Annotated in this window: 11 protein-coding genes and 1 pseudogene; 6 read left to right on the top strand and 6 right to left on the bottom strand. The window is 68.5% G+C overall.

The genetic code is table 11. The annotated features are described in order from the left end of the window. The 6 genes from V7D63_RS12110 to aguB all read left to right on the top strand — a co-directional run. Positions 1-348, top strand: a 348-nt coding sequence (locus V7D63_RS12110; RefSeq protein ID WP_333592536.1) for a hypothetical protein, incomplete at its 5' end; no start/stop codon positions are given. Between the two features lie 38 nt (positions 349-386). Further along, positions 387-1,700: a capsule biosynthesis protein gene (locus V7D63_RS12105; RefSeq protein WP_333592535.1), complete on the top strand. Its 1,314-nt coding sequence runs from the start codon at positions 387-389 to the stop codon at positions 1,698-1,700. Between the two features lie 58 nt (positions 1,701-1,758). Beyond that, complete coding sequence (msrA, locus tag V7D63_RS12100) at positions 1,759-2,400, top strand: peptide-methionine (S)-S-oxide reductase MsrA (RefSeq protein WP_333592534.1); 642 nt, start codon at positions 1,759-1,761, stop codon at positions 2,398-2,400. Between the two features lie 240 nt (positions 2,401-2,640). Beyond that, positions 2,641-5,991, top strand: coding sequence for a TonB-dependent receptor (locus V7D63_RS12095; protein WP_333592533.1), 3,351 nt, complete (start codon positions 2,641-2,643; stop codon positions 5,989-5,991). Between the two features lie 157 nt (positions 5,992-6,148). Next, complete coding sequence (locus tag V7D63_RS12090; protein WP_333592532.1) at positions 6,149-7,147, top strand: agmatine deiminase family protein; 999 nt, start codon at positions 6,149-6,151, stop codon at positions 7,145-7,147. Continuing rightward, a complete protein-coding gene (gene aguB / locus V7D63_RS12085; RefSeq protein WP_333592531.1) occupies positions 7,147-8,013 on the top strand; it encodes an N-carbamoylputrescine amidase in 867 nt (288 codons plus the stop codon). The genes V7D63_RS12090 and aguB overlap by 1 nt, the downstream gene beginning before the upstream one ends. A gap of 160 nt (positions 8,014-8,173) precedes the next feature. On the opposite strand, the gene V7D63_RS12080 is transcribed toward aguB, so the two are convergent. From V7D63_RS12080 to V7D63_RS12055, 6 genes and pseudogenes are all read right to left on the bottom strand, one after another. After that, the gene (locus tag V7D63_RS12080) at positions 8,174-9,139 is read right to left on the bottom strand and encodes a right-handed parallel beta-helix repeat-containing protein (protein ID WP_333592530.1); all 966 of its coding nucleotides are present in this window, start codon (positions 9,137-9,139) and stop codon (positions 8,174-8,176) included. After that, the gene (locus V7D63_RS12075; RefSeq protein ID WP_333592529.1) at positions 9,136-9,942 is read right to left on the bottom strand and encodes a PA-phosphatase; all 807 of its coding nucleotides are present in this window, start codon (positions 9,940-9,942) and stop codon (positions 9,136-9,138) included. Before V7D63_RS12075 ends, V7D63_RS12080 begins: the two co-directional genes overlap by 4 nt. Beyond that, positions 9,939-10,403: a hypothetical protein gene (locus V7D63_RS12070; protein ID WP_333592528.1), complete on the bottom strand. Its 465-nt coding sequence runs from the start codon at positions 10,401-10,403 to the stop codon at positions 9,939-9,941. Before V7D63_RS12070 ends, V7D63_RS12075 begins: the two co-directional genes overlap by 4 nt. A 95-nt stretch (positions 10,404-10,498) precedes the next feature. Then, positions 10,499-10,789 (bottom strand): ribonuclease, encoded by a 291-nt coding sequence (locus tag V7D63_RS12065; RefSeq protein WP_333592527.1) that lies wholly within the window; start codon positions 10,787-10,789, stop codon positions 10,499-10,501. A gap of 140 nt (positions 10,790-10,929) precedes the next feature. Beyond that, positions 10,930-11,982 carry a 1,9-bis(guanidino)-5-aza-nonane synthase gene (locus tag V7D63_RS12060; RefSeq protein WP_333592526.1) on the bottom strand — a complete coding sequence of 351 codons (1,053 nt, stop codon included), beginning with the start codon at positions 11,980-11,982 and terminating at the stop codon, positions 10,930-10,932. A gap of 199 nt (positions 11,983-12,181) precedes the next feature. After that, positions 12,182-12,786 (bottom strand): annotated as a pseudogene (locus tag V7D63_RS12055) (type III PLP-dependent enzyme); the annotation flags it as partial.

The raw sequence follows: 12,786 nt of genomic DNA, 5'->3' as shown, positions 1-12,786 counted from the left end.
CATCAACTTCTAAGTCCCGCGAAAGGCGGCCGGACACATCCGGCCGCCGATCCGGCCTTCGAGGATTCGATGGAGCCGTTGAAGCCCCGCCGACCGGTTACGACGCCTGTCGGCGGCGGCCTTCATGCCCTGCTCAGCTTGATCGGCGGGCGGGCGTTTGATACCGAAACAGTATCTCAGGTCGGGCCTGTTTCGCTTTTTAGGACAAGTCGGTTGATCCGAACGACAAGGACGGCGACAAGAGGCGCCATGGTTGTCGCGGACAGCCGCCGGATCGACCCGGACGTCGCGTTCAAGCGATGCTGGGACGGGCGGCGTCCTTTCGGCCGGCATGGGGGCCTGGTCTGATCATGGTGGATCTACGCACGCCGGCGGACCCGTTTCCGATGCCGACCCGCCGCAGCGCCCGATCGCGCCGACTGACCGCCTTCCGTTCCTCCTTGGGCCTGCTGCAGCCGACCGATGTCGAGCTGTCGACCGCCGCCCGCGCCGCCGTCGATCCCGACGCGCCGCTGTCGGGCCGTCGCTTTCTGATCGTCACCTGCCCCTTCGGCCCGTTCGGCCGGGTGCTGGCCGAGACCCTGACGGCGCAGGGCGCCCAGGTTTCGCGCATGCTGTTCAACGTCGGCGACGCCATGTACTGGCGCCGGCCGGGCGGCATCCGCTTCAAGGCGTCGGTGCGCCGCTGGCCCGCGCGGGTGGCCGAGCTGGCGCCCTACTTCACCGACATCGTCGTCTTCGGCGAGGGCGGGGCCTACAACCAGGCCGTCCTGACCCAGGCCGAACAGCTCCAGGCTCGGGTATGGGTGTTGGAAAACGGCTATTTCCGGCCCGACTGGATCACCATCGAGCGGAACGGCGTCAACGCCTCCAGCGGCTTGCCGCGCCATCCGTCGGCCTATGCGGCTCCGGCGCCCGAGCTTCCCGACGTGCGGCCCACCGGCAAGGTGCTGCCGCATCACGTGGTCAACATCAGCCTGTACCACCTGGCCCTGTTGCCGGGCCGGTTCCTGTATCCGCGCTATGTCGCCCCCTACACCCAGCCGCCGTGGCTGCAGTGCTTCGGCCACATCCGGCGCTATTTCAGCCTGGCCTTCCGCCGCAAGACGGACGCCGACGCCGCCGTCATCGCCGCGCGTGGTCCCTTCTACCTGGCCTGTCTTCAGCGCGAGGGCGACGCCCAACTGCTGCGCTATTCGCATTTCGCCGACAACACCGCCTTTCTGGCCGAGGTGATGACCAGCTTCGCCCGCCACGCCCCGCCCCAGGCGCGGCTGGTGGTCAAGAACCATCCGCTGGATCCCGGTCTGGTCGATCTGGCTAAGATGACCCGCGTCTTGGCCATCGAGCGCGGCCTGGCCGATCGGGTCGATTTCATCGACGGCGGCAACCTGGCCCAGTTGTGCCGCGCGTCGCGGGGCATGGTGGTCAACAACTCCTCGGCGGCCCTGTCGGCCCTGGGCTTCCAGACCCCGGTCAAGGTGCTGGGCGAGGCCTTCTTCGATATGGAGGGGCTGACCCATCAGGCGCCCCTGGACACCTTCTGGACCCGCGCCGACGCGCCGGACGCGGAGCTGTTCACCCGTTTCCGGGCGCATGTGATCGCCCGCAGCCAGGTCAACGGCAACTATCACGAACCCGCCGCCCTGCGCCCCACCGCCGAAGGCCTGGCCCAGATCTTCCTGACGCGCGCCGACTGACGCGCGCCGAGGCGTCGAACCGCCTATATGGAGGACTGACCCTCCAGGAGGCACGCCCATGCGCGGCGCCCATGTTCTCGCCGTCGCCCTGACCGTCTTGGCCGTCGGCGGCGGCGCATCGGCCCAGAATGCGGCCCAAAATTCGGCTCAGGGCGCGCCCGCGCCGCCGAACGCCGCGAACGCCCGGCTGCAGACGGCGGTCTTCGCCGGCGGCTGTTTCTGGTCCACGGAAGCCAATTTCGAGCACATGCCCGGCGTGGTCTCGGCCGTTTCGGGCTTCAGCGGCGGACACGTGGCCGATCCCAGCTATGAGCGGGTGGTGCGCGGCGGGACCGGCCATCTGGAGGCGGTCCAGGTCGTCTTCGATCCGGCCCGGATCACCTATCGCCAACTGGTCGACCGTTTCTGGCGCACGATCGACCCGACCGACGCCCAGGGCCAGTTCTGTGATCGCGGCGCCTCGTATCGCACCGCCGTCTTCGCCACCGCCGCCCAGCGGCCGGCCGCCGAGGCTTCGCGCGCCGCCGCCGCCGCGGCCCTGCCCGGAAGACGGTTCGTGACGCCGGTCCTGGACGCGGCGCGTTTTTGGCCGGCCGAGGCTTATCACCAAGATTTCGCGCGCCGGAATCCGCTGCGCTACGCTGGGTATTCGCGTTTCTGCGGCCGCGCGGCCCGGTTGCGCGCGGTCTGGGGCGGCTGAGACCGCCCAAACGCGGGTGTGGCGGGCGCGCAACCCCCGGCCGTCGTCACGTTTCTGTCACATATCTGTCGCCGACACGTTTAAACATGGGCTTAGAGCGGCCTCAATCCGGCTAGGTCGGAAAGGATTCGGCGCCCTGCCGTCTCCGCGCGGCCGCCATCTAGGGGATCTCAGATGTTCATGAAAAAGCTCAGCTGTGGGGTCTCCCTCGCGGCCATTGCGCTCGTCTCGGCCACCGCCGTGCACGCGCAGGAAACCACCGGCTCGATCCGCGGCCGTGTCACCAATGAGGCCGGCGCGGCCGTCGCCGGCGCGACCGTCACCCTGACGCACCAGCCCACCGGCACCTCGGCCACCACCGTGGCCGACGGCAACGGCTTCTACACCGCGCGCGGCCTGCGCGTCGGCGGCCCGTACACCATCGCCATCTCGTCGAGCGAAGGCTCGACCGTCGCGGAACTGGGCGCCATCGGCGTCGGCGACCCGGCCAACGGCGACGTGGTGATCTACGCCGACACCGGCGCCGCCGTCGAAGACATCGTCGTCTCCGGCTCGCGCATCTCGAACGACTTCGGCGCCGGTTCGGCCACGAACTACAACGCCCGCACCATCCAGTCGCTGCCGTCGATCAGCCGCGACATCAAGGACGTGTCGCGCCTGGACCCGTTCGCCAGCATCGACCCGTCGAACGAAGACGCCCTGTCCTTCGCCGGCACCAACACCCGTCTGAACCAACTGACCGTCGACGGCATCCGCCAGAACGACGAGTTCGGCCTGAACGGCAACGGCTATCCGACCCAGCGTTCGCCGATCTCGCTGGACTCGGTCCAGGCGGTCAACGTCTCGGCCTCGCCCTTCAGCGTCATCAACAACGGCTTCATCGGCGGCGCCGTGAACGCCGTGACCAAGTCGGGCACCAACAGCTTCTCGGGTTCGGCCTTCTACGAGAAGTCCGACGACTCGATGCTGGGCGACCGCTACTGGGGCTATGACAACCGCACCCGTCTGCCCGACGGCACGCGCAACCCGGCCTACGGCTTCAACAACCTGATCCCGTACAACCGCACCTTCGAGGAAACCACCTGGGGTGCGACCCTGGGCGGCCCGATCATCCGCGACACCCTGTTCTTCTTCCTGTCGTACGAGAAGTTCGAATCGCAGTTCTCGCTGGACGAAGGTCCGGTCGGCGGCGGCTTCTCGTCGGAAGTGCCGCGCATCACCACCACCGCCATCGACACCTTCCGCGCCGCGGCCCTGGCCCGTTACGGCTATGATCCCGGTTCGTGGGTGACGTCGGCTCCGCCGGTGAACGACGAGAAATACCTGGCCAAGATCGACTGGAACATCACCGACGATCATCGCCTGGCCATCACCTACCAGGAAACGACCGGCACCTCGTTCAACGGCTCGTCGACCTCGGCCTTCCCGAACGGCGACAGCCTGTCGCAGCCGCGCGTGGGTCTGGAATCGACCCAGTGGATCAAGGACGAGCGCCTGACCACCTACAACGCCCAACTGAACTCGCAGTGGACGTCGAACTTCTCGACCGAGCTGCGCTACGCCTACAAGGAAACTGAAACGGACTCGCGTCCGGTCGGCGGCCTGTCGGTCGGCCAGGTCACGGTCAACGTCTCGGACCTGCCGGGCGTCCTGGCCGGCACCGGTTCGCCGCAGATCCAGTTCGGCGCGGACAATTTCCGCCACGACAACTATCTGTACAGCGAAACCACCAGCTATGAGGCCATCGCCCGCTATAGCTGGGGCGCGCACGACTTCATGTTCGGCGCCCGCAACGAGCGCCGCGACTTCCTGAACGTCTTCGTGTCGCAATCGCTGGGCACCTGGACCTTCGCCAGCTACGCCGACTTCCTGGCTGGCCGCATCTCGGGCGCCAACCTGTTCATCCGCGGCGCGGTCAATCCGACCGGCGGCACGGTTCCGGCCACCATGGGCACCGCCCGCAACGGCGCCGTGGACTTCGGTTACGACCTGACGTCGCTGTACGCCGAGGACACCTGGCAGGCGACCTCGGACCTGCGTCTGTCCTTCGGTCTGCGCTACGAGTGGTACGGGATGGACGACCATCCGGTCCTGAACGCCAACTTCGTGTCGCGTCAGGGCTTCGAGAACACCGCGAACCTGGACGGCAAGGACCTGTTCATGCCGCGCCTGGGCTTCAACTGGACCCCGGGCGACTGGACCATCTCGGGCGGCATCGGCCGCTTCTCGACCATCGGCACCAACGTTCAGATCGGCAACCCCTTCGGCAACGACGGCGCCCGCATCACCAACTCGGTGTGCACCGGCACCGTCACGGGCATCACCAGCCTGACTGCTCCGCCGTCGGGTCTGAACTGCACCTTCACGCCGGGCAACGGCAACGTGGTGGCCATGGATCCGAACTTCGAGATCCCCTCGGCCTGGAAGTACAATCTGACCATCGGCCGCGACTTCTCGCTGCCGCTGATCGAGGAGTTCCGCCTGCAAGCGGACTTCCTGTACAACAAGTTCGAGAACGCCCTGTACTATACCGACCTGCGCGCCGCGCGCATCGGCACCGCGCCGGACGGCCGCCCGGTCTACGGTCGCTCGACCACGGGCACCATCGGCGCCAACGTCTTCGACCTGATGCTGACCAACCTGGACGACGGCGGTTCGTCGATGTCGGCGGCCCTGACGGCCTCCAAGTCGTGGAACGAAGGCGTCTTCGACGGCCTGGATGTCCGCGCCTCCTACACCTACACCGAGGCCGAGGACGGCAACCCGCTGACCTCGTCGCAGCCGGACTCCTCGTACGTCCGCTTCGCCTCGGCCGACCACAACAACCCGGTCCTGGCCACCTCGGACTACGAAGTGCGCGAGCGCTTCTCGGTCAATGTGTCGTGGGCGCGTGAGCTGTTCGGCGACAACCAGACCTCGGTCAACGTCTTCGCCCAGCGTCGTTCGGGCCTGCCGTTCTCCTACGTCTTCCACAACAGCCGTACGGGCAACTTCGACAACGACTTCGGCAACGCCGTGCCGCAGTCCTACTCGGGCGCCCTGGGCACCTCGAACCAACTGTTCTACGTCCCGCAGGTGGACAGCTCGGGCAATGTGACGGCGACGTCGGACCCGCGCATCACCTATACGGGCATCAACCTGACGGACTTCAACGCCTTCCTGCGCAGCACCGGCCTGATCAAATACGCCGGGTCGATCGCGCCGCGGAACGCCTTCCGTTCGGCCGACGTCACCACCGTGGACCTGCGCCTGTCGCAGGAACTGCCGGTGCCGTTCGTCCCGACCGGCAAGCTGAAATTCTACATGGACGTCGAAAACTTCGGCAACATGTTGAACCCGAAGTGGGGCGTGACCGAGCAGTATCCGTTCTATCGCGGCGTCGGCACGGTCGTCCTGGCCTGTCAGACCCCGGGCGGCGTCGCCACGAGCTGCGCCACCTCGAACGCGGTGTTCAACTACTCGCAACTGCAGACGCCGAACCTGGTGTCGGGCAACACCACGGTCGACACCGCGGGCGTGGCCCGTCGTCCGCAGCAGATCCTGCCGGCCTCGACCTGGCAGATCAAACTGGGCGTCCGCTTCGAGTTCTAAGCGACGCACGACGATCCAAGTCGGTCAGGGCGGCTCCGAAAGGAGCCGCCCTTTCCTTTTGTGCTATGGCCTTTCCGATCCCGGCCGGTTGAAGCCGGGCGGCGGGATCGCTATCTGGCCCGCTTCGTTTCCGCCGCCGTTTCAGGACCCGCCGCCGATGACCGTCATCCCCGCCGAATGGACCCCGCACCGGGCCATGTGGGTCGGCTGGCCCAGCCACGCCGAGCTGTGGCAGGACGACCTGAACGCCGCCCAGGCCGAGGTCGAGGCCCTGGTCCGCGCCCTGGCCGGTCCCGGCCGCGAACAGGTGCGGCTGCTGGTCGGCCACGACGACGCCCTGGACGACGCCCGCGCCCGGTTCGACGGCGTGGCGGGGGTCGAGGTCGTGCCTGGCCGTTTCGGCGACATCTGGCTGAGGGACACCGGCCCGATCTTCGGTGAAGGCTCGGCCCGCGCCGCCGCCTTCCGTTTCAACGGCTGGGGCGGGAAATACGACCTGCCGTTCGACGATGCGGTCGCCGACCAGATCGGCGCCCATGCCGCGACGCCGCTGGACCGCCACGCCTTCATCCTGGAGGGCGGCGCCCTGGATCATGACGGGGCGGGAACCATTCTGACCACCCGCCAGTGCCTGTTGAATCCGAACCGCAACGCGGGCTGGACCCAAGGCGACGCCGAAGCGGCCCTGGCGGCCGCTCTGGGCGCGAAAACGGTTCTGTGGCTGGGCGACGGCCTGTTGAACGACCACACCGACGGCCACGTCGACAACCTGGCCCGCTTCGTCGCGCCGGGCGTCGTGGCCTGTCCGATCGCCTTCGGACCCAAGGACCCGAACGCCGAGGTCTATGACGCCACGGCCCGCGCCCTGTCGGCCATGATCGACGCCGAGGGCCGTCCGATCCGGGTGCTGCGCATCCCCTCGCCGGGCCTGATCCTGGACGAGGACGAGCGCCCGGTCCCGGCCAGCCACATGAATTTCCTGATCGCCGACGGCGCCGTCATCGTGCCGACCTACGGCGACGAAACCGCCGCCCGGCTGGCGTGCGAAGCCCTGGCGACCGTCTTTAGCGACCGCCAGATCATCCCCCTGCCGTCGACCGCCATCCTGACCGGCGGCGGCTCTTTCCACTGCATCTCCCAGCAGGAGCCTGCCTGATGGCCCGGACCCTCAACGTCGCTGCGATCCAGACGTCCTACGGCGAGGACCTGCAGGCCAACATCGACAAGACCGTCGACCTGATCCGTCAGGCCGCCGACAAGGGCGCGCAGGTCATCCTGCCGTCCGAACTGTTCCAGGGGCCCTATTTCTGCGTCAACCAGGAAGAGCACTGGTTCGCCCACGCCCATCCGTGGCGCGAGCATCCTTGCGTCACCCAACTGGCGCCGGTGGCCAAGGAGCTGGGCGTCGCCATCCCTGTCTCCATCTTCGAGCGCGACGGGCCGCAGTATTACAACTCCCTGGTCATGCTGGACGCGGACGGCGAGGCGTTGGGCGTCTATCGCAAGAGCCACATCCCCGATGGTCCCGGCTATCAGGAGAAATACTATTTCCGGCCCGGCGATACGGGCTTCAAGGTCTGGAACACCCGTCACGGCCGCGTCGGCGTCGGCATCTGCTGGGACCAGTGGTACCCCGAGACCGCCCGCGCCATGATGCTGATGGGCGCCGAGGTGCTGATGTATCCCACGGCCATCGGCACCGAGCCGCACGACGACAGCCTGGACACCGCCCAGCCGTGGCGACGCGCCATGCAGGGCCACGCCGTCTCCAACGTCGTGCCGGTCGTCGGCGCCAACCGCATCGGCCACGAGCAGGTGACGGCGGCGGGCCAGACCTTCTATGGCCACTCCTTCATCGCCGATCATCGCGGCGATCTGGTCGAAAGCCTGGGCCGGGACGAGGAGGGGGTGCTGACGCACACCTTCGACCTGGACTTCCTGGACCGTCACCGCGCCGCCTGGGGCTTCTTCCGGGATCGGAGGACCGACCTGTACGGCCCGCTGCTGGGACCTGGCCGCTGACGTCATCCTTCTCCCCTTGGGGGAGAAGGCGTCACGCAGCGCATGACGGATGAGGGGTAAGTCGGCTTCAAGCTGATCGGCGACGGTCAGGCGGGTCATACACCCCCCTCATCCGACCCGCTTCGCGGCCCACCTTCTCCCCCGAGGGGAGAAGGAAATTCTAGAATCGCCTGACGGTGTTGCGCGCCACCAGATTGCCCGTGGCGTGGTCGCCGTCGTCCAGGCTCGATCCGAACGGCCAGCCGGCGTCGTCGCGGCAATAAGGGCGGTTGCCCTCGCGGGCGCCGACCAGCACGACGCGCGGCCTGAACCCGCCCGCACCGGTGAACAGATTGTCCGTGATCTGATTGTCGGACGGCGTCTGGTGCCGGATCACCGCGTCCTCGCCGCAGTTGCGGTACAGAAAGACCCCGCCGCGCCCGCGCAGGGCGAAACGATTGCCGGTGATCCGATTGCGGGCCGAACCGTCCACGGCGATCTGTTCGCGCGCCGTACGGATGTCGAAGATCCCGCCGCTGACCGCATTGTCGGCGCTCTCGGCGTCCAGATAGATCGCCGTCGAGACCGACCGGCCCGTGAACCGCGGCCGTTCGACCGTCACCGCCGTCACGCCCGGCCCGACATAGAGGGGGATGGACCCGGTGGCTGAAAACGTCACGTCCGTCAGGGTCACGCGCGTCGGCGCGGCGGCCTGGGCGGCGGCGGCGTGCTGCGCCGTGCGCGACGAGACGCGCAGATCTTCGATCCGGCCGTTGGCCCCCATGCCCCAGATCCGCACCGCGCCATGCACGACGCAGTTCGTCAGGCTGACGTCGGTCGGCCGGCTCCAGCGCGGGCCGTCCAGCCGTCGCGACAACACGGCCACGGTGGGCGTGCGGGTGGTGGTCCGGCGCCCCGGGACGCCCAGGGCGGCGCCCCGGCAATCGATCCCGGCGCCCGAGGCCTCGGCGCCCTCGATGATGATCCGCCGCGTCACCCGCGCGCCCGGCGTCAATACGGCGCGGCAGGACAAGCCATAGGGTTCATTGGCCGCCCGGGTCAGTTCGACGATCTCGGCCGCCGTGCAGGGCCGGGCGGCGGGCAGGGCGGGGGCCTGCGTCGCCAGGAACAGGATCAGGCCGATCATCGGTTCGCCTCGCTCAAGGCTCGCCGCTCGGCCGCGCAGCCGGGGTTGGTCCGTCCCGCGGCCCGCAGACGCGCGATCTCCACGCCCGCCGCCGCCGCATCGGCGCGATAGTCTGGCGACAGCGCCTGAGCGGCGGCCAGCTCGGCGCCCAGGCGTCGACCGATCTCGATGTCGGCGGGCCGGTTCAGGGCGCAGATCGCGGCGCTGTCGCCCAGGGCCTGGCCGATGCGCCGCACCGCCTGGGCGCGGTCAGGCGCGGCCGTCGCCAGAGCCTGGGCATAGGCGGCGCCGTAAAGGCCCGCACGCCCCGGCCAGGATGAACGCGCCTGACCGTCAGCCTCCATCCGCACGCAGGCGCGGCGCGCCGGGTCGTCGGCGATGGGCCGCGCCCGATGGAACCGCGCCGCCGAGGTCTCGGCCAGGGTCACCGCGTCGCGCATCAGCCGCTCGGCCAGGCGTTTCAGGGCCGGCGCCTCTGCGTCCGCCGTCCGCACGCCCAGGGCGCAGTCGAAATGTTGCAGGGCCAGGGGCGGATTCAGTTCCGAATGGGCCGTGGCCATCAGCCAGCGATCCCCGTCCTCGAACTGTTTCAGGGCGTCCGAGGCCGCGCGGTCGGCCGCGTCTTCGGGTGAACCGGAGGAGGGGGGAGCGGGCAGGGCGGCGGCCAGTTCGTGGATCGCGGCGGGCGTCAGATAGCCCTGCGCTCGCGGTTGTTCGACCTCGGGCGAGGTGACGCAGGCCGATAGGCTCAGCGTCGTCGCCGCCAGGGCGGTCGCGGCCAGTCCGGCCGCGTCCCGGATCACTGTCCGGCGCTCCAGGTCAATAGCACCGAGACGCCGCCGCCCTCGGTCGGCGAGGCCACGACCCGCAAGGCTGCGGCGGTCTCGCCTGATCCGGCGGCGCCGTAGGCGTGGGTGTCGCCCTGGTTCATGCCCATGACCGAGGCCAGCCCCGCCGCCTCGGCGCGTTGTTTGTAGAAGGCGACGATCTGGTCCGGGTCCGCATCCACGGTGAAGGCCACGATTCCGCCGGGTCCGCCGACGCCGTCGGCCAGGGTCGGCGCGCCGTCGACGCGGGCGCCGGGATACAGGACGGCGAAGGCCGGGGCGCCGGGCGCGGCCGGCTGGGCCGGGACCAGGGCGGCGACGGGCGCTTCCGTCGCTGGCGCGGCGGCGGCTTCGGTCTCGGCCGTCTTCGTCTCGGGGGCTGGGCTGCACGCGGCCAGGGTGACGAAGAGGCAGGCGACCGATAGGCGGCGGATCATGCGAAGCGTCCTGATGAAACCGACGCGCAAGGTGGCGCAAGCCTGTGGCCTCGGCAAGGCGAAGAAGGGGACGAACGGCGTCGGGTTCTGAACGTCTAGGGCGCGGTCTCGTCGTCGGTCTTTTGACGGGGTTCGCCCTCGGGCGCGGGCGCGCCGTCCGCCATAGCTGCGCCCTGGCGGGCCAGGGCGGCGTTGACCGCGTCCTGGTCCGGGTCGCGATCCGAGCCGGTGGCCGCCCCGCCCTGCAACGACCCCGCGCGGGTGTCGGACCCGGAATCGGTGCCGCTCAGGGCCTGGATCAGGGCGTCGGACTTGCGGTCCCGGTCGGCGGGTTCGCCCGCCGGGTCGGCGTCTCGGCCCTGTCTGGTCGCTGGGTCGTCGGTCATGTCGCGGCTCCTTTGACCAGTGAAAGCCGTCCGCGCCGCATGGGGTTCCCTGAAAGCAGAAGGGGCGCCCCTTTCGGAGCGCCCCTCGCATTATCGTGTGCGCTACCGCTCGCGCCGCGGGCGCTCGCGGCTTGAGCGCCTTACTTGCCGAACAGCTTGGCCCAGCGCGGCTTGGTGCGGCTCTTCCAGGTTCCGCGGTGATAGGCGTCCGAGCCGATCAACGGCACCACCGTGGTCGCCTCGGCGAAGACCATCTGTTCGTAGGTGGTCGAGACCTTGCCCCACGACGCCGCCTCTTTCAGCGTCGAGGACGAGCAGGCGCCGTCGCGCACGTCGGCGACGGTGATCTGCACGGCGTATTTGTGCATGTCGGCCTCGACGCCCAGGATCTCGGCGCAGACCACGGTGTCCTGGGCGAAATTCTTGGGCACGCCGCCGCCGACCATGAACAGGCCGGTGGTGCCCGCCGCGATCTTGATGTCGGTCAGTTCGCGGAAGTCGGCGACCGCGTCGATCATCAGATAGGGCTTGCCCGCCGCGATCCGCTCCTTCTGGTGCTTGACCAGACCGAAGCCGGCCGAAGAGTCGACGAAGGCCGGACAGAAGATCGGCACCCCTTCTTCATAGGCGGTCTGGATCAGCGAACCGGGCTTCTTGGCGTTGCCTTCCGACAGCCATTTGCCCATCTCCCAGATGAACTCGCGGCTGGAATAGCCGCGCGGCTCCAGCCGGTTGCAGATCTCCAGGATGGTGTGGTCGCAGGCCTGAAGCTCTTCCTCGTCGATATAGGTGTCGTAGATTCGGTCGATGTAGTTGTCGCGCAGGACGTTGTCGTCCACGGGACCGGCGGCCTGATAGTGTTTGAAGCCCAGGGCCTCGAAGAAATCCATGTCGACGATCGAGGCGCCGGTGGCGACCACGGCGTCGATCATGCCGAACTTCACCATGTCGCGGTACACGTGCATGCAGCCGCCGGCCGAGGTCGAACCGGCCAAGATCAGCCACGGCGAGCAGTCCGTGTCCTCGATGGCCATGTTGAAGATGTCGGCCGCGCGCGCGGTGTCGCGGCTCGAGAACGACATCTTGCGCATGCTGTCGATGATCGGCCGGGCGTCGAAGCTGGTGATGTCGACGTGCTCCACGGTGTTCTGGAGCAGTTCGGCCTTCTGGTTGGTCTGAACGGGAGCGTTCATTGCAAGGGTTTCCCTTTGGTTTGAGCGCCCGTCGTACCGAAGAATCAGATTGGGACGGAGCGACCAACCTGACCAAATAGAACGCCGTCACCCTCGGACTTGATCCGAGGGTCAGACGTTCCGCGCGCTCATAGCCGAAAGCCGGGGCGCGGACCATCTGATCCTCTGGTCAAGCCAGAGGATGACGGTGCGAATGGGTTTACCGCCGCGACTTCTTGCGCTGACCCGCCTTGCCCTTGGGGCGCGACAGGCGCACGACCTTGCGCGCGGTCTCTTCCGCCGTGGTGCGGACGGTCGGGATCGAGCGCGGGGCCAGGCCGTACAGCGAGGCCATCGGGGCGTCCTCGACCCTGGCGACGTCATGTTCGCCATAGCCGTTGAAGCCGGTCGACATGGCCACGCCATAGGCGCCCAGCATGCCGATCTCGATGAAGTCGCCTTCGCGCACATCGGCGGGCAGCCAGAACGGACCCGGCATGTGGTCGATCGAATCGCAGGTCGGGCCGTAGAAGCGGAAGGGCTTCAGCTCCGACGACGACACGCCGTCCCGCACCAGCTTGGTCGGGAAGGGCCAGCGCGAATGGGTCGCGTCGAACAGCGAGCCGTACGAACCGTCGTTCAGATACAGGGCGTCGCCCTTGCGCAGGTCCACGCGGGCCAGAACCGACGACGATTCCGCCACCAGCGCCCGGCCCGGCTCGCACCACAGCTCGGTCGTCTCCGACACGGGCATGTCGCTGAAGCCGCGATGGATGGCGTCGGCGTATTCGCTCATGTCCGGCGGCACCATGCCCGGATAGACCG

This window comes from Brevundimonas sp. (assembly GCF_036732845.1).
GTDB lineage: Bacteria > Pseudomonadota > Alphaproteobacteria > Caulobacterales > Caulobacteraceae > Brevundimonas.
The sequence above is the reverse complement of the archived record's forward strand: the minus strand, read 5'-3'. Positions and strand labels throughout refer to the sequence as shown.

What these genes read in the sequence shown, in the direction of transcription:
- V7D63_RS12105 (WP_333592535.1), top strand. Translation starts at nt 387, where the DNA reads ATGCCGACCCGCCGCAGCGCCCGATCGCGCCGACTGACCGCCTTCCGT.
- msrA (WP_333592534.1), top strand. Translation starts at nt 1,759, where the DNA reads ATGCGCGGCGCCCATGTTCTCGCCGTCGCCCTGACCGTCTTGGCCGTC.
- V7D63_RS12090 (WP_333592532.1), top strand. Translation starts at nt 6,149, where the DNA reads ATGACCGTCATCCCCGCCGAATGGACCCCGCACCGGGCCATGTGGGTC.
- aguB (WP_333592531.1), top strand. Translation starts at nt 7,147, where the DNA reads ATGGCCCGGACCCTCAACGTCGCTGCGATCCAGACGTCCTACGGCGAG.
- V7D63_RS12080 (WP_333592530.1), bottom strand. Translation starts at nt 9,139, where the DNA reads ATGATCGGCCTGATCCTGTTCCTGGCGACGCAGGCCCCCGCCCTGCCC.
- V7D63_RS12070 (WP_333592528.1), bottom strand. Translation starts at nt 10,403, where the DNA reads ATGATCCGCCGCCTATCGGTCGCCTGCCTCTTCGTCACCCTGGCCGCG.
- V7D63_RS12065 (WP_333592527.1), bottom strand. Translation starts at nt 10,789, where the DNA reads ATGACCGACGACCCAGCGACCAGACAGGGCCGAGACGCCGACCCGGCG.
- V7D63_RS12060 (WP_333592526.1), bottom strand. Translation starts at nt 11,982, where the DNA reads ATGAACGCTCCCGTTCAGACCAACCAGAAGGCCGAACTGCTCCAGAAC.